Raw genomic sequence first — 17,207 nt, 5'->3', positions numbered from 1 at the left:
ATTGATGGCAGAAAGCGCCCCGTCAGGCAGACAATCATGACCGCACTGAAAACTTCTTCCGCATCCAAGGCGTCCGGCATCGAGGCACGGTGCGCCGCCACCGGCATGCGCATGACCGAGCAGCGCCGCGTCATCGCCCGCGTGCTCGCGGAATCGGTCGATCATCCTGACGTCGAGGAACTGTACCGGCGCTGCGTCGCCGTCGACGACAAGATCTCGATCTCAACGGTCTACCGAACGGTGAAGCTGTTCGAGGATGCGGGCATCATAGAACGCCACGATTTCCGCGAAGGCCGCGCGCGCTATGAGACGATGCGCGACAGCCATCACGACCACCTGATCAACCTGCGCGACGGCAAGGTGATCGAGTTCACCTCGGAGGAGATCGAGAAGCTCCAGGCCGAGATCGCCCGCAAGCTCGGCTACAAGCTGGTCGATCACCGGCTCGAGCTCTATTGCGTCCCGCTCGACGACGACAAGCCGACGTCTTAGTTTAGTGCCCATCGAGCTCATCATCTTCGACTGCGACGGCGTGCTCGTGGACAGCGAGGTGATCTCCTGTCGTGCGCATGCGGATGTGCTGACCAGGCACGGCTATCCGATCACGTCCGAGCAGGTGTTCGAGCGCTTCCTTGGCCGCTCGACGCGGCAGGCCAATCTCGAGATTGAGACCGAGCTCGGTCGCAAGTTGCCCGAGGCCTATCACGGCGATCTGCAGGACGAGCTATTCCGCTCCTTCGAGGCCGACCTCGAAGCGATCCGCGGCATCCATGATGTGCTCGATATCGTCGCTCAACGCGTCTGCGTCGCCTCGAGCGGCTCGCACCAGCGCATGCGCGTGAGCCTGGGGAGCACGGGCCTCTACGAACGCCTCGCGCCGAACATCTTCTCGGCCTCGCAGGTGAAGAACGGCAAACCGGCGCCCGATCTGTTCCTGTTCGCGGCAAAGCAGATGGGCGTGCCGCCGGGGCGCTGTGTCGTGATCGAGGACAGCCTGGCCGGGATTGCCGGCGCCCGGGCGGCCGGAATGACTGTGTTCGGCTTTTATGGTGGCAGCCATTGCCGCGAGGGCTATGCCGAAACGCTGCGCCAAGCCGGCGCCGACCTGCTCTTTGCCGACATGCATCGGCTGCCGGAGCTGATCCGGCCGGCCGAGGCGAAGGCCCTGGCAGGCTGATTTTCGGTCTCTGACCGCCATCCGGGTCGGCGCGAGGCGCGTGAACCCGGAATCGCGCCAAAACCTCTGGATTCCGGACTTTGCGACTGCGTCGCGCCGGAATGACGGCCCAAGGGGGCGCCATTCGCTGGATTTTCGCCGCTCCAACCTATATCTGAGGGCCGTCCTCCACCTCAATTCCGGGTTCCATGACGCCGCCGCGCAAGCTGCACATCAAATCATATGGCTGCCAGATGAACGTCTACGATGCCCAGCGCATGGTGGACACGCTGGCCCCCGAAGGATTCGTGGAGACGGCCAGCGCTGATGACGCCGACCTCGTCATCCTCAACACCTGCCATATCCGCGAGAAGGCCTCGGAAAAGGTCTATTCCGAACTCGGCCGGCTGCGCGTGGCCAAGGACGAGGCGGCGCGGGGCGGCCGCGCGATGCAGATTGCGGTCGCGGGCTGCGTGGCGCAGGCCGAGGGCGAAGAAATCGTGCGCCGCGCGCCCGTCGTCGACGTCGTGGTCGGACCACAGAGCTATCATCATCTGCCCGAGCTGTTGAAGCGCGCGGGCGACGAAGGTCGCGCGATCGAGACCGAATTTCCCGCTCAGGACAAGTTCGGCTTCTTGGCCCAGCCGAAGTCCGACGCGATTCGCGCGCGCGGCATCTCCGCCTTCGTCACGGTGCAGGAAGGCTGCGACAAGTTCTGCACGTTCTGCGTCGTGCCGTATACGCGCGGTGCCGAGGTCTCCCGTCGGGTGGCGAAGATCGTGGAGGACGTGAAGCGGCTCGCCGACAACGGCGTGCGCGAGCTGACGCTGATCGGGCAGAACGTCAACGCCTATCACGGCGAGGGGCCGGACGGAAAAACCTGGCCGCTCGGCCGATTGCTCGAGCATCTGGCGCAAATCCCGGGCATCGCGCGGCTGCGCTATTCGACCAGCCATCCCCGCGACGTCGATGACAGTTTGATTGCGGCCCATCGCGATCTCGGCCCGCTGATGCCGTTCGTGCACCTGCCGGTGCAGTCGGGCTCGGACCGGATTCTGGCCGCCATGAACCGCAAACATACCGCCGATGATTACCGGCGGGTCATCGACCGTTTCCGCACCGCACGCCAAGACATTGCTTTTTCATCAGATTTTATCGTCGGCTTCCCCGGCGAGAGCGAGCAAGATTTTCTCGCCACTCTCGCGCTCGTCACGCAAATCGGCTACGCTGCGGCTTATTCGTTTAAATACTCCGCCCGGCCGGGAACGCCGGCCGCGGATATGCAGGAGACGGTGTCCCCCGCCGAGATGGACCAGCGATTGGAGCGGCTCCAGGAACTGATCGACAGCCAGCAATCGGCCTTCAACAAGGCTGCGATTGGCTCAACGGTGGACGTGCTGTTCGAGCGTCCGGCCCGCAAGGAAGGCCAGATCGTCGGCCGCACCGCTTACCTCCAGCCCGCGCATGTGATGGCCTCGGCCGAAATCATCGGGCAGATCCTGCCGGTCCGGATCGACAGCCTCGAACGCTACAGCTTTCTCGGCGACCTCGCGACGCCGCGCAACGCGCGCGAGCCCGCTTCATCGCAAGCCACTGGAGCCTGAACCCTTGCCAAAAAGCGCATCGGATTCGCCTTCGTTCGCTCCCAGCCGCAAATTTGACCGCGACATGCAAGTTCCGCCCGAGACCCAGGTCGTCATCGATTTCGATGACAACCGTGCCGCTTCCGCGCTGGTCGGCCCCTACGGCCAGCATCTCGCGCAGATCGAGCGGCGCCTCGGCGTGGTCGTGGACTCCAAGGGCAACCACATCACCATCGGCGGCACGCGCGACGGCTGCGATGCCGCACGCCGCGTGCTGGAGGCGCTCTACGCGCAAGCCGTGAAGGGACAGGATCTCGACCAGGGCGAGGTCGAGGGCGCGATCCGGGCCGTGATCGCCCAGGGCTCGCTGTTCGAGTTCGACGCCAAATCGGCCAAATCGACCTTCGACAGCATCAATTTGCGCAAGCGCCCGGTGCGCGCGCGCACCGCCGCGCAGGATTCCTACATCCGCGCGCTGAAGCGCCACGAGCTGGTGTTTGGCATCGGTCCCGCCGGCACCGGCAAGACCTGGCTCGCGGTCGCGCATGCCGCGCAGCTGTTCGAGCGCAAGGAGGTCGACAAGATCATCCTGTCACGCCCGGCGGTGGAAGCCGGCGAGCGGCTCGGCTTTTTGCCAGGCGATCTTCGCGAGAAGGTCGATCCCTATCTGCGCCCGATCTACGACGCGCTCTACGATCTCATGGATGCGCGCATCGTCGAGCGGGCGCTCCAGACCGGCGAGATCGAGATCGCGCCGCTCGCCTTCATGCGCGGCCGCACGCTCACCAACGCCGCCATCATCCTGGACGAGGCGCAGAACACCACGTCGATGCAGATGAAGATGTTCCTGACCCGCCTTGGCGAGAACAGCCGCATGATCGTGACGGGTGATCCCTCTCAGATCGACCTGCCGAACGGCCAGACCTCGGGACTGGCGGAAGCAACCCGGCTCCTGAACGGGGTCGAGGGGATTGCGCAAGTGCATTTCAAAGCCGAGGACGTGATCCGCCACGAGCTCGTGGCGCGGATCGTCGCCGCCTACGAAGGGTCGCCGCAGCGGCCGGCCAGCGGTCAATCCTGACGAGACAACAGCCGGACCAAGCGGGCGCGGACGGCGCCTTTTCGTCCCAGACAGCACAATGTCCCATCCCAACCTTCCCATCACCGAGGTCCTCGTCGTCGCCGATTGCTGGCAGAGCGAGCCCGATTCCGAGACCGTGATCCAGCGCGCGCTTGCGGCAGCCGCCGAGAGCGTCGACGAAGACCTCGCCGACGCGGAAGTGGCTGTGATGCTGACCGATGACGCCGGCATCCGCACCCTCAACGGCAACTGGCGCGGCATCGACAAGCCAACTAATGTGCTGTCATTCCCCGCGCTCCAGCCCGAAGGCGAATGGAAGCCGGGCGATGCGCCGCGCATGCTCGGCGACATCGCGATCGCCTACGAGACCATGCGGCGCGAGGCGGACGAGGAACACAAGCCGTTCGGTCATCATTTGAGCCATCTCGCCGTCCACGGTTTCCTGCATCTGATCGGCTACGATCACGAGAACGACGACGACGCGGAGGAGATGGAAGCGCTGGAGACGCAGATCCTGGCGCATCTCGGCATCCCCGACCCCTATGCTGACCGCCCGGGGACGAACTGAGATGCCGGATTCCGATCCAATCCAGGACAACCCGCGCAACACGCGCAATTTACCCGCCGTCGTGACCCAAGGTGAGGTGATGCGGCCGACCGCGGAAGGCTGGCTGCTGCGCGCCATCCGGACGCTGTTCGGCTGGAAGGCGGGATCGGTGCGCGACGATCTCCAGGTCGTGCTCAACGCGGCCACCCCCGACGACACCGGCTTCTCCGCGGTCGAGCGCACCATGCTGCGCAACATCCTCGGCCTGCACGAGCGCCGCATCGCCGACGTCATGGTCCATCGGGCCGACATCGTCGCGGTGAAGCGCGACATCCCGCTTGGCGAATTGATGGACCGCTTCGAGAGCGCCGGCCATTCGCGTCTCGTCGTCTACAACGAGACGCTGGACGATCCCGTCGGCATCGTCCACATCCGCGACCTGCTCGCCTTCATGACCGCCCGTGCGCGCGTGTCGGAGGCCACCAAGACCAAGCGCAAGAAACCGCTGCCGGCCGGGCTCGATTTGCGCGCCGTCGATCTCGCGCTGCCGCTTCACGATGCGCGCATCATCCGCAAGCTGCTGTACGTGCCGCCCTCGATGCGGGCGATCGACCTGCTCGCGCAGATGCAGGCCACGCGCATCCACCTCGCGCTGGTGGTCGACGAATATGGCGGCAGCGACGGGCTGGTCTCGCTCGAGGACATCGTCGAGCAGATCGTCGGCGAGATCGACGACGAGCACGACAGCGACGAGCCGCCCTCGATCGTGCGCCTGCCCGACAACGCCTTCATCGCCGATGCCCGTGCCAGCCTCGACGACGTCCGCGCGGTGATCGGCGAGGATTTCGTCACCGGCGAGGCCGGCGAGGAAGTGGAGACGCTGGGCGGCTATCTCGTCAGCTTCGTCGGGCGCCTGCCGGTGCGCGGCGAAGTGATCTCGGGCCCCGGCACGTACGAGGTCGAGGTGCTCGATGCCGATCCGCGCCGCGTCAAGCGGCTGCGCATCTCGACGCGGAAGGAACGTCCCGCGCCCCGCACCCAGCGCGAGAGCCGACGCCGCGAGGCTGCGCCGGAGAGCGGCCAACCACCGGCCAGTGACACGCCTACCCCGCCGCCAAGCGACGGGACCGGTCCGCAGTGAGCCCATTGCAACGACTCCGGCAGATTGCGCTTGCCGTCATCCTCACCTGGGGATGGAAGCGCGCCGTCATCGCCATGGCGGCCGGGGCGCTGTCGGTGCTGGCGCTGGCGCCGTTCAACCTGTTTCCGGTGCTGTTCCTCACCTTCCCGGTGCTGGTCTGGCTGATCGACGGCGCCGGCGCCGGACGATATGGCGGCGTTCCTGCCGCGGCGCTGACTGGCTACTGGTTCGGGCTCGGCTATTTCGTCCCCGGTCTCTACTGGATCGGCTACGCATTCTTCGTCGACGCCGACGTGTTCGCCTGGCTCACACCGTTCGCCGTGCTGGGCCTGCCGGCCTATCTCTCGATCTTCACGGCAATGGGCTTTGCGCTGGCGCGCCTGCTCTGGACCAAGAACGCCACGCGCGTGCTGGCGCTCGCAGCAAGTCTCACCATTAGCGAATGGCTGCGCGGCCACGCGCTGACCGGGTTTCCCTGGAACGCGTTCGGCTACGCGCTGTCCGAGCCGCTGCCGCTGGCGCAGACGGCATCGCTGATCGGCCTGTGGGGCATGACGTTCCTGACCGTCGCGATCTTCGCGAGCCCTGCGACGCTGATCGATCGCGCGCCCGATGGCCGCCTGCAATGGCGCGCACCGGCCGCCGCAATCGCGCTTCTGATCGTCATGAGCATTTTCGGCGCGATCCGCCTGTCGCTGCCTCCGACCACGATGGTTGCTGGCGCCAAGCTGCGCCTGATGCAGCCGAACCTGCAGCAGGACGCGAAATTCAACTACGCCGCCAAAGCGGAGGTGATGAAGAGATATTTGGCGCTGTCCGACCGCGCCTCTGGTCCGCAATCGACCGGCGTTCGCGATGCCACCATCCTGATCTGGCCGGAATCCGCCTTTCCGTTCTTCCTGACCCGCGAAGCCGACGCGATGGCGCAAATCGCCGATCTGCTGCCGAAGGGCACTGTGCTGATCACGGGGTCGGTCCGCGCGCCGGACCTGCCGCGGGGCACACCGATCACGCGCGCCTATAATTCGATCTACGTGATCGACCACGATGGCAGCGTGCTCGCAGTGTACGATAAGCTGCATTTGGTGCCGTTCGGCGAATTTCTTCCTTATCAGGAGCTGATGGAGAAGCTCGGTTTCGAGCAGCTGACGCGCGTGCGCGGTGGCTTCATTGCCGGCACCGTGCGGCATGCGCTGCCGGTCGCCAGCGCGCCGCCCGCGCTGCCGCTGATCTGTTATGAAGCCATTTTTCCCGGTGAGGTGGCTGCACGCAGCGAACGTCCGGGCTGGATCGTTAACCTCACCAATGACGGCTGGTTCGGCATCTCGACCGGCCCCTATCAGCATCTCGAGCAGGCGCGGATGCGCGCGATCGAACTCGGCCTGCCGCTGGTCCGCTCCGCCAACACCGGCATCTCCGCAGTGATCGATCCGATGGGACGCACCATCGCCAGCCTCGGTCTCGGAATCGAGGGCATTTTGGATGCAAACCTGCCCGCCGCGATCCCATCGACTGTCTATGCGCGCGTCGGCGACGTGCCCGCAGCCATGCTCGTCGCGCTCGCGGTGATTGTGGCGGTCCGCCGGCGTGTCGCCAAACGGCACCCCTGATCGCCTCGCAGCGGACGTGGCTGGAATCCTTGACAACCGTAGTCCCACGGTTGACAGACTGCAGGCGGGCTCCTCATTCTGCACCGGCTGCGAAAGACAGCGGTACATTGCTAAATTTCTCCGCAATGTTTCCCAATAAGAGGGTTCGATTTGACGGTGCTGGCACCCGAGGCAGGCCTGATGATTGCGCCGAGGGTGATGTTTGGAGGGCTGAGGAAATGTCGAAAGCGCCCAACCCTGTTGACAAATATGTCGGCAGTCGCGTGCGTATGCGCCGCATCATGTTGGGCATGAGCCAGGAAAAGCTCGGTGAAGCTTTGGGCCTGACCTTTCAGCAGATCCAGAAATACGAGAAGGGCACCAACCGGGTCGGCGCGAGCCGCATTCAGCAGATCGCCGAGATTCTCCAGGTACCTGTGTCGTTCCTGTTCGAGGGCGGGCCGAGCGGTGTGCCGGGCCCGGATGGCTTCAGCGAAGGCGCCTCGCCCTCTTACGTCTCAGATTTCCTTGCGACATCAGAGGGACTCGCCTTGACCAAGGCGTTCACCCGAATCACCGATTCCAAGATGCGCCGCTCCATCGTCGATCTCGTCGAGCAGATCGCCGCGCGCGAAGGCCCCGACAAGCGCTGACGCGCCCATCGCAATTGGCGATTTGAGACTGCGCCAAATCTGGCCTATGTCGTCATTTGCGACCGCGCCCTCGATGCGCGTCCACTCCGATGATGCAGTTCAAGGGCATAGATGCGTTCATGGCCAGCTCCAATTGGTTCGATTCCCAAACCATTCTCGATGGCATCCGCCGCTGGGTTGAGATCGAGACGCCGACGGAAGCGCCCGAGCAGGTCAACAAGCTGATCTCCGTGGTCGCGGAGCAATACCGCGAGCTGCCCGCCACGCTCGAGCGCGTCGCTGGGGTCAATGGCTGCGGCGATCATCTTGTGGCGCGCTCGACCTGGGGCCAGGACCGACCAGGCATCCTGGTGCTGAGCCACCTCGATACCGTTCATCCCATGGGCTTCATCGAGCGCCTGCCGTTCAAGATCGAAGGCGACAGCGCGTTCGGCCCCGGCATCTACGACATGAAAGGCGGCGCCTACATCGCCTACCATGCCTTTCGCGCGCTCTGCGCCGCCGGCGACCGTTCGCCGCTCGGCATCACCCACATGTTCACCTCCGACGAGGAGATCGGCAGCCCGACCTCACGTGCGCTGATCGAGCAGGAAGGTCGCAAGGCCAAATACGTGCTGGTGACGGAGCCGGCGCGCGACGGCGGCAGGATCGTCACCGGACGCAAGGGCGTCGGACGCTTCCGCGTCTTCATCAAAGGCGTGCCCGCGCATGCGGGCTCCCGACCGGAGGACGGCCGCAGCGCCGTCCGCGAGCTCGCCAACGTGATCCTGGCGCTGGAAGGGATGAACGACGTCAAGCGTGGCGTCACCGTCAATGTCGGCGTGGTGCGCGGCGGCACGCGCCCCAACGTGACGCCGGAAGAGGCCTATGCCGAAGTCGATCTGCGTGTGTTGAGCCTCAAGGATGCGGACGAGTTCGTCGGCAAGATCCTCGCGCTCACGTCGAAGACCGACGGCGTCACCGTTGCGGTCGCCGGCGAGCTTAATCGCCCGCCTTACGAGAAGAGCAATGCCGGCGCGGCGCTCTACGAGCATGCGAAGACGCTTGCCGCCGAGATCGGCTTCGAGCTGATCGACACCCACACCGGCGGCGGCTCGGACGGTAACTTTACCGCCGCGCACACCGCGACGCTCGACGGGCTCGGCGTCGACGGCAAGGGCGCACACACGCATTATGAGCAGCTCTACGTCTCCTCGCTCGCGCCGCGCGCGCGGCTGCTCCATCGCCTGTACCAGACGCTGCGATGAGCGAGCGCAAATCAGATTCCGCGCGCGATGACAGCGAGCGCGCCTTCTTCGGACGCCGCAAGGGTCACAAGCTCAGGCAGCACCAGGCCGGGCTGATCGATCAGCTGCTGCCGCATCTTGCGCTCGACATCGCGAGCGAGGCACCGGCGAATGCCGGCGAGATCTTCGACCCCGCGGCAAGCGAGGTGCGGCTCGAGATCGGTTTCGGCGGCGGCGAGCATCTGGCGGCCGAGGCGCAAAGCTTTCCCGCCACCGGCTTCATCGGCTGCGAGCCCTATGTCAACGGCATGGCCAAAATCCTCGCGCAGATCGACGCCGCCAACATCAGCAACATCCGCCTGTTCGCCGGCGATGCCGCCGAGCTCTTGGCCTGGCTTCCGCAAGCCTCGCTGTCGCGGATCGACCTGATCCATCCCGATCCCTGGCCGAAACGGCGGCACTGGAAGCGGCGCTTCGTCCAGGACAGGACCATTGCCGCAATGGCGCGCGTGCTGAAGCCTGGCGGCGAATTCCGTTTCGTCTGCGACGTCGACGATTACTGCGCCTGGACGCTGTCGCATCTTGCCCGCTCTTCGGATTTCGTTTGGCTTGCCGAACGCGCCGACGATTTTCGGCAGCCATGGGTGGGCTACACAATGACGCGCTACGGCCGGAAGGCCGCGCGCGAAGGACGCAAGGCGGCCTATCTGCGGTTCAAGCGGGTCTAGTCGTCATTCCGGGGCGATGCGCAGCATCGAACCCGGAAGCTCGAGCTTCCGGGTTCGGGCCTCGCCCGCCCCGGAATGACAAGAGAGAGAACTTCAAATCGTCCGCCGGTTGCGCCAGAAATTCACGACGCGCTCGGCGGTCGTCGGCATCAGGCGCGTGAAGTTCATGCGCGCGGCCTCGATGTCGGCATCGGCCGGGGTGCGATGCGGCCCGTACCACAGCAGGATGAGCGCGCGTACCGTGGGCCAGCCGAGATTGAGCACGCGCCCCAGGATCAGAATCGGATCGTAGCGATCGCCCGCGATCAGGCGGTCGAGAATCGCGAGGCGGACGCCGGTCATCGCCGAGAGCGAGGCGATCGATTCCTCATATTTGAGCGCCTTGGCGAAACCGAGCAGCGCGCTCTCACCGAGATGGCCCTCGCGATGCAGGGCCGTCACCGTTCGCTGTGCCGCCGAGAAGTCACGGCGCGGCCCCGGCGGCCGCGCCGCCTCCTCGATGGCCTCCATCGCGCGCTTGATCTCGACCTGGCGCGCGGGATTGACCACGCTGGAGAGGCGGCGGCGGATGACGTCGAGCGTGCCGTTGAGAAGCTCCTTCAGGTGCTCGCCGGAGAGATCGTTGCGCTGACCGATCTTGAGCGTCAGCACGCCGTCCTGCGCGGCACGCTTGATCAGCTCGGAATAGCTGCCGGGCGAGAAGACAGCACCTGCATTGCCGGCTGCGCGACGCACCACGTCGCGATCACCCCGCTCCACCAGCACGTCGGTGACGACCGCCGGCAAGGTGGGGCGCTCCGTTATCGCCAGCAGATGGCCCTGGCCCTTCAGCCGCGCGATCTCGACCAGGGCTGCCTCATCGAGCACGGGCGAGCGGCGCAGCACGGGGCCGGCCACCGTGATCTCGTTTTCGCGCGCGAGCTGGTTCACCAGATGCGGCGGCGCGTTGCCGAGGCGCGAGAAGCGCTCGGCGAGATCGGCGCGCGAAGCGAGTTCGGCATGCGGGACGAGATCGATCAGGAGATTGTCGAACAGATCGATCAGCTCGGGACGGAGTTTTTCGGCATCCCGGAAAAATAATGCGGAGATGGCCCGCGCGATCTCGCCGCGACGTCGGGGATCGCCGCGTTTGACGATATCGTCCAATCCAGGAATCAGCGAGGTAGCAACGATCATGAAACGCAACTCGGGGATCTGGCACGCCGTGGGCGCGCCATAGCTCAAGCCGCCCCACAATCGGGGAATCTAGGCCTGCTTGATGAAGGAAGCGTTGCGGGGCGAGCCGCCCAAAGGACGCAAAAAGCGTCCTCTGCCCTGCAATGGGCCTTGTCCGGGAGGGGCGAAAGGGCTATATCAGCGGCAATTCATCTTCTCATACGATCCGCGTAGTGAGAGTGGGCCCGAAAGGACCCGCTCTTTTTTATTACCTGAACGCGGCTTGGCGGAGGATGCGGCCCGATGCGTTGTCGGGAGAGTTCCGAAGCGGGCTTTGACATTAACCCAGCCTTAACCATCGAGCGCCTGACCCCTGCTATGACCGAACCGAACCCTGGTTCCACGGATGCCGAATTGCTGGCCGAGCCGCGGCTCGTGGTCGAGCCGGGCGTCGCGGCCCGGGTGGCCGCGGTCGCAGCTCCCGTGCTCCAGGGCATGGGCTATCGGCTGGTGCGTATCCGTATTTCCGGAGAGGCCGGCTGCACGGTGCAGATCATGGCCGAGCGGCCGGACGGCTCGATGCAGATTGAGGATTGCGAGGCGATCTCGCGGGCGCTGTCGCCTGTGCTCGACGTCGCCGACCCCATCGATCGCGCCTACCGGCTGGAAATCTCCTCACCGGGAATCGACCGGCCGCTGGTGCGCCGCTCCGATTTCGAGCGCTATGCTGGACATCTGGTGAAGGTCGAGATGGCGGTCGCCCATGAGGGGCGGAAGCGGTTCCGCGGCACGCTCGGTGCTGTCGAAGGCGATCGCGTGCATCTGCATCGCGATGACGTCAAGGCCGGCGATGACGCCGACGTTCTCCTGACCATGGAGGATATTGGCGAGGCGCGGCTGGTGCTGACCGATGAGCTGATTGCGGAATCCATGCGCCGCGGCAAGGCCGAGGCGCGCGAGATGCGTCGCAATCTCGGCCTCGAGCCGCCTCCGGCGCCGCACGCCCAGATCAGCGAGAAGATCACCAAGAACACCAAGCCGAAAAAAAAGCCGGCACCGACCAATACAAAGAAGCATCGCCTGGCCGCCGAACGTGCGCGACGGGGCGAGATCGAGCCTGACGAAGGAGACTAGCCATGGCAGTCAGCGCCAATCGACTTGAATTGCTCCAGATCGCGGACGCCGTTGCGCGCGAGAAATCGATCGACCGCGGCATCGTCATCGCCGCGATGGAGGATGCCATCGCCAAGGCGGCGCGGGCCCGTTACGGCAGCGAGACTGACGTTCACGCCGAGATCGACCCGAAGAAGGGCGAGCTGCGGCTGTCGCGCCACATGCTTGTGGTCGAGAAGGTCGAAAACCCTTCGAACCAGATCTCGCTGGTGGATGCACAGCGCGCCAATCCCGGTGCCCAGGTCGGCGACACTATCGCCGACACGCTGCCGCCGCTGGAATATGGCCGCATCGCCGCCCAGTCGGCCAAGCAGGTGATCGTGCAGAAGGTGCGCGAGGCCGAGCGCGACCGGCAATATCAGGAATTCAAGGACCGCATCGGCGACATCGTCAACGGCGTCGTCAAGCGCGTCGAATATGGCAGCGTGATCGTCGATCTCGGCCGTGGTGAAGCCATCATCCGTCGCGACGAGATGCTGCCGCGCGAAGTCTTCCGCAACGGCGACCGTGTCCGCGCCTATATCTTCGACGTCCGCCGCGAGACGAGAGGCCCGCAGATCTTCCTCTCCCGCACTCATCCGCAATTCATGGCGAAGCTGTTCGCGCAGGAGGTGCCGGAGATCTATGATGGCATCGTCGAGATCAAGGCGGTCGCCCGCGATCCCGGCTCGCGCGCGAAAATCGGCGTGATTTCCCGAGATTCCTCGGTCGATCCGGTCGGCGCCTGCGTCGGCATGCGCGGCTCGCGCGTGCAGGCGGTGGTGAACGAGTTGCAGGGCGAGAAGATCGACATCATTCCCTGGTCGCCCGACATCGCGACCTTCGTGGTCAACGCGCTGGCACCGGCCGAAGTCTCCAAGGTCGTCATCGACGAAGACCGCGAGCGCATCGAGGTCGTCGTGCCCGACACCAACAACCAGCTCTCGCTGGCGATCGGCCGCCGCGGCCAGAACGTGCGTCTGGCTTCGCAGCTCACCGGCTGGGACATCGACATCCTGACCGAGCAGGAGGAATCGGAGCGTCGCCAGGCCGACTTTGAAAATTCCACCCGCGTCTTCATGGAATCGCTCAACGTCGACGAAGTGGTCGGCCAGTTGCTGGCGTCCGAAGGCTTCACCTCGGTCGAGGAACTCGCGATGGTGGACGTCAAGGAACTCGCCAGCATCGAGGGCTTCGACGAGGAGACCGCGCAGGAGCTGCAGAACCGCGCCCGCGAACATCTCGAGCAGCAGGAAGCCGAGCTCGAGGCCAAGCGAAAGGAACTCGGCGTCGAGGACGCCCTCAAGGACGTGCCCGGCGTGACCTCGAAAATGCTGGTGAAGTTCGGCGAGAACGACATCAAGACGGTCGACGATCTCGCCGGCTGCGCCACCGACGATCTGGTCGGCTGGACCGAGCGCAAGGAAGGCAGCGAGCCAACCAAGCACGTTGGTGCGCTCGACGGCATCGACATCTCCCGCGACGATGCCGAAGCGATGATCATGCAGGCCCGCGTCAAGGCCGGCTGGATCACCGAGGCCGATCTTGCCAAGCCCGCTGAGGAGGCTGAGGCGACTGAAGATCAGCCGGCTTAAGGCGTGTTCAGCAAAAGTGGAGGCCGGTTTTGCGTAAAGAACACGCGACTTAGAAGGCGAAGGAGGATGTCACCCGGATGCTCGCCAGCACTGACAGCGAACTCGACCATGGGCCGCGGACCGAAAGGTCCGCGACCATGCGCATGTGCGCGGTCAGCCGCAAGGTCCGGCCGATCGACGAGCTGATCCGCTTCGTCGTCTCGCCGCAAGGCGACATAGTTCCCGATCTCAAGCGTAAGCTGCCCGGACGCGGCATGTGGATCACCGCCTCACGCCAGGTGGTTGCGGAAGCCGTGCGGCGTCACCAATTTAACAAGGCCTTCAAGCGCGAGCTGCGGGCCCCTCAGACGCTTCCCGCCGACATCGAAGCGCTCCTGGTTCGGAGCGTGACGGAAGCCCTTGGGATCGCTGCCAAGGCGGGCCAGGTCGTGGCCGGCTTCGGCAAGGTCGAGAGCGCCCTTCGGGAAGGTACGGTCGAGGTCCTGATCCACGCCAGCGACGGGGCCGCGGACGGAATCCGCAAATTGGACATGCTGGCGCGTCAAAATGCCGGAAATCGCGGCGCCAAGCCGCAGATTCCCGTCGTCACCGCGCTGAAATCGATAGAATTGGATTTGGCACTGACCCGGTCAAATGTGATACATGCTGCGCTGCTCGCGGGCCCGGCGAGCAGGTCATTCCTGTCACGTAGCCAGATGCTGGTCCGATACCGGATGGCGGACGATGACAAGACGGCCGAAAAACACGGCCAGGATTTCTGAGAGACAACGACGAACCGATATGACGGTGCGGCAACGCACAACGACAACAGATCAGGATTAGGACTGCTGAATGGTTGATACCAAGACCCCTGGCGACAAGAAGCTGAGCGTTCCGAGCAAGACGCTATCGCTCAAGCCGCGCGTCGAAACGGGCACCGTGCGCCAGAGCTTCAGCCACGGCCGGAGCAAGCAGGTCGTGGTCGAGAAGCGCGGCAAGCGCCGCATTGGCGACGGCCCCGAGCCGCACGCGCCCGAGGTGACCGCGAAACCGGCACCGGCCGTGCCCGCGCCCTCGCGCTCCGCCCCGCCGCCCGCCCCACCGCGCAACGCCGGTTCCGGGGTGGTGCTGCGTACCCTGACCGAAGACGAGCGTTCGGCCCGCGCCAGCGCGCTGGCCGATGCCAAGCTGCGCGAGGTCGAGGAACGCCGCCAGGCCGAGGAAGAGGCGCAGCGCCGCGCTGCCCGCGAGGCTGCCGAACGCGCCGAGCGCGAAGCCGCCGAAGCCCGTCGCAAGGCCGAGGATGAGCGTCATCGCCACGAGGACGAAGCCAAGCGGAAGGCCGAGACCGAGGCCAAGAAGCGTTTTGGCGAAGGCGAGCAGCCTTCTGCCGCACGTCCCGCAACGGCAGCTCCGGCGACTAGCGCTCCCCGCTCCGCGCCAGGTACGGCGCGACCTGCGGCGACCACCACTGCGCGCCCGACAACGACCACTCAGCGGCCGGCTGGCCCGGCGGGGCGCGCTCCCGCGGTTGCGGCCGGACCCGACGAGGACGATGGTCCGCGCCAGATCCGTCGCGGTCCCGGCGGTGTCGCGCGTCCTGCGGCCGCCCCCAAAACCACCCACAAGCCCGGCCCGCAGAAGGAGCGCGGCCGCCTCACCGTCGTCACCGCGCTCAATGCCGATGAGGTGCGCGAGCGTTCGATCGCCTCGTTCCGCCGCCGCACCCAGCGCCTCAAGGGCCACGCCTCGAACGAGCCCAAGGAAAAGCTCATCCGCGAGGTGACGATTCCGGAAGCGATCACCATCCAGGAGCTCGCCAACCGTATGTCCGAGCGCGCGGTCGACGTCATCCGCATGCTGATGAAGCAGGGCGCGATGCACAAGATCACCGACGTGATCGACGCCGACACCGCGCAGCTGATCGCGGAAGAGCTCGGCCACACGGTCAAGCGCGTTGCCGCCTCGGACGTGGAAGAGGGCCTGTTCGACCAAGTCGACGATTCCACCGATACCGAACCGCGTTCGCCTGTCGTGACCGTGATGGGTCACGTCGACCACGGCAAGACCTCGCTGCTCGATGCGCTGCGCCATGCCAACGTGGTTTCCGGCGAAGCCGGCGGCATCACCCAGCATATCGGCGCCTATCAGGTGCTGTCGCCGGAGAGCGGCAAGAAGATCACTTTCATCGACACGCCCGGCCACGCTGCGTTCACTGCGATGCGCGCCCGCGGCGCCAAGGTCACCGACATCGTCGTGCTGGTGGTCGCGGCCGATGACGGCGTGATGCCGCAAACGGTCGAAGCCATCAACCACGCCAAGGCGGCAGGCGTGCCGATCATCGTTGCCATCAACAAGATCGACAAGCCCGATGCCAAGCCCGAGCGCGTCCGCACCGAGCTGCTCCAGCACGAGGTTCAGGTCGAATCCTTCGGCGGCGAAGTCGTCGACGTCGAGGTATCCGCCAAGAACAAGACCAATCTCGACAAGCTGCTCGAGATGATCGCGCTGCAGGCCGAAATCCTCGACCTCAAGACCAATTCGGAGCGTCCGGCCGAAGGCACTGTGATCGAGGCCAAGCTCGATCGCGGCCGTGGTCCGGTCGCGACCGTGCTGGTCCAGCGCGGCACGCTCCGTGTCGGTGATATCATCGTCGCCGGCGCCGAGATGGGCCGCGTCCGCGCGCTGATCTCCGATCAGGGCGAGACGGTGCAGGAGGCCGGTCCTTCGGTGCCGGTCGAGGTGCTCGGCTTCAACGGTCCGCCGGAAGCCGGCGATCGTCTCGCGGTGGTCGAGAACGAAGCCCGCGCCCGCCAGATCACCAGCTATCGCGCGCATCAGAAGCGCGAGAACGCGGCTGCCTCGATCTCCGGCATGCGCGGTTCGCTCGAGCAGATGATGTCCCAATTGAAGACCGCGGGCCGCAAGGAATTCCCGCTGATCATCAAGGCCGACGTGCAGGGCTCGCTGGAAGCGATCCTCGGCTCACTGGAGAAGCTCGGCACCGACGAAGTCGCAGCCCGCATCCTGCATGCCGGCGTCGGCGGCATTTCGGAATCCGACGTGACGCTCGCGGAAGGCTTCAACGCCGCGATCATCGGCTTCTCGGTTCGCGCCAACAAGGAAGCGGCCGCGGCGGCCAAGCGCAACGGCATCGAGATCCGCTACTACAACATCATCTACGACCTCGTGGACGACGTGAAAAAGGCGATGAGCGGCCTGCTCGCGCCGACCTTGCGCGAAACCATGCTGGGCAATGCCGCGATCCTGGAGATCTTCAACATCTCCAAGGTCGGCAAGGTCGCCGGCTGCCGCGTCACCGACGGCACCGTGGAACGCGGCGCCAATGTGCGCCTGATCCGCGACAACGTGGTCGTGCACGAAGGCAAGCTCTCGACGCTGAAGCGCTTCAAGGACGAAGTGAAGGAAGTCCAGTCGGGCCAGGAATGCGGCATGGCCTTCGAGAACTATCACGACATGCGAGCCGGTGACGTGATCGAGTGTTATCGCGTGGAGACGATCCAGCGCTCCCTGTAAGTCCAAATCTTACCGAAGCGTTCGGATCCTTTTTGAACTGAGATTGCGGGAGTGCGATGGCCGGATTTTCCGGCCATCCACCCCT

Annotated in this window: 15 protein-coding genes; 14 read left to right on the top strand and 1 reads right to left on the bottom strand. The window is 65.3% G+C overall.

From position 1 onward, the window contains the following. Positions 1–36 precede the first annotated feature (36 nt). The 10 genes from IVA98_RS10450 to trmB all read left to right on the top strand — a co-directional run bounded on the left by IVA98_RS10450 (position 37) and on the right by trmB (position 9,704). On the top strand, positions 37–492 hold the full coding sequence (locus IVA98_RS10450) for a Fur family transcriptional regulator (RefSeq protein ID WP_247276470.1): 456 nt from the start codon (positions 37–39) through the stop codon (positions 490–492). Between the two features lie 4 nt (positions 493–496). After that, complete coding sequence (locus IVA98_RS10445) at positions 497–1,177, top strand: HAD family hydrolase (protein WP_247303831.1); 681 nt, start codon at positions 497–499, stop codon at positions 1,175–1,177. Between the two features lie 188 nt (positions 1,178–1,365). Next, positions 1,366–2,760 (top strand): tRNA (N6-isopentenyl adenosine(37)-C2)-methylthiotransferase MiaB, encoded by a 1,395-nt coding sequence (gene miaB / locus IVA98_RS10440; protein WP_247303833.1) that lies wholly within the window; start codon positions 1,366–1,368, stop codon positions 2,758–2,760. A gap of 64 nt (positions 2,761–2,824) precedes the next feature. Continuing rightward, a complete protein-coding gene (locus tag IVA98_RS10435) occupies positions 2,825–3,820 on the top strand; it encodes a PhoH family protein (protein WP_247303835.1) in 996 nt (331 codons plus the stop codon). Positions 3,821–3,878: 58 nt separating this feature from the next. Then, the gene (gene ybeY, locus IVA98_RS10430) at positions 3,879–4,388 is read left to right on the top strand and encodes an rRNA maturation RNase YbeY (protein WP_247303837.1); all 510 of its coding nucleotides are present in this window, start codon (positions 3,879–3,881) and stop codon (positions 4,386–4,388) included. Position 4,389: 1 nt separating this feature from the next. Beyond that, the gene (locus tag IVA98_RS10425) at positions 4,390–5,508 is read left to right on the top strand and encodes a hemolysin family protein (protein WP_247303839.1); all 1,119 of its coding nucleotides are present in this window, start codon (positions 4,390–4,392) and stop codon (positions 5,506–5,508) included. Beyond that, positions 5,505–7,118, top strand: coding sequence for an apolipoprotein N-acyltransferase (lnt, locus tag IVA98_RS10420; RefSeq protein ID WP_247303842.1), 1,614 nt, complete (start codon positions 5,505–5,507; stop codon positions 7,116–7,118). The genes IVA98_RS10425 and lnt overlap by 4 nt, the downstream gene beginning before the upstream one ends. A gap of 218 nt (positions 7,119–7,336) precedes the next feature. Beyond that, positions 7,337–7,750, top strand: a complete 414-nt coding sequence (locus tag IVA98_RS10415; protein ID WP_018319423.1) for a helix-turn-helix domain-containing protein — start codon at positions 7,337–7,339, stop codon at positions 7,748–7,750. 89 nt (positions 7,751–7,839) lie between these two features. Continuing rightward, a complete protein-coding gene (locus tag IVA98_RS10410; RefSeq protein ID WP_247303844.1) occupies positions 7,840–8,997 on the top strand; it encodes a M20 family metallopeptidase in 1,158 nt (385 codons plus the stop codon). Further along, a complete protein-coding gene (trmB, locus tag IVA98_RS10405) occupies positions 8,994–9,704 on the top strand; it encodes a tRNA (guanosine(46)-N7)-methyltransferase TrmB (RefSeq protein WP_247303846.1) in 711 nt (236 codons plus the stop codon). Before IVA98_RS10410 ends, trmB begins: the two co-directional genes overlap by 4 nt. Positions 9,705–9,797: 93 nt before the next feature. Here the strand turns inward: trmB and IVA98_RS10400 are convergent, their stop codons facing one another. Next, positions 9,798–10,880, bottom strand: a complete 1,083-nt coding sequence (locus IVA98_RS10400) for a DUF2336 domain-containing protein (RefSeq protein WP_247303849.1) — start codon at positions 10,878–10,880, stop codon at positions 9,798–9,800. A 357-nt stretch (positions 10,881–11,237) separates the two neighbouring features. Between IVA98_RS10400 and rimP the strand changes: the two genes are divergently transcribed. The 4 genes from rimP to infB all read left to right on the top strand — a co-directional run bounded on the left by rimP (position 11,238) and on the right by infB (position 17,122). Further along, positions 11,238–11,993, top strand: coding sequence for a ribosome maturation factor RimP (gene rimP, locus IVA98_RS10395; protein ID WP_247303854.1), 756 nt, complete (start codon positions 11,238–11,240; stop codon positions 11,991–11,993). Positions 11,994–11,995: 2 nt separating this feature from the next. Next, positions 11,996–13,606: a transcription termination factor NusA gene (gene nusA / locus IVA98_RS10390; RefSeq protein ID WP_247303856.1), complete on the top strand. Its 1,611-nt coding sequence runs from the start codon at positions 11,996–11,998 to the stop codon at positions 13,604–13,606. A 77-nt stretch (positions 13,607–13,683) separates the two neighbouring features. Then, complete coding sequence (locus tag IVA98_RS10385; RefSeq protein WP_247276482.1) at positions 13,684–14,367, top strand: RNA-binding protein; 684 nt, start codon at positions 13,684–13,686, stop codon at positions 14,365–14,367. 70 nt (positions 14,368–14,437) lie between these two features. After that, positions 14,438–17,122, top strand: a complete 2,685-nt coding sequence (gene infB, locus IVA98_RS10380; protein ID WP_247303858.1) for a translation initiation factor IF-2 — start codon at positions 14,438–14,440, stop codon at positions 17,120–17,122. Positions 17,123–17,207: the final 85 nt, after the last annotated feature.

It is taken from the genome of Bradyrhizobium sp. 160, from assembly GCF_023073735.1.
Classification (GTDB): Bacteria; Pseudomonadota; Alphaproteobacteria; order Rhizobiales; family Xanthobacteraceae; genus Bradyrhizobium.
This window is presented reverse-complemented; position numbering and strand designations above follow the sequence as displayed.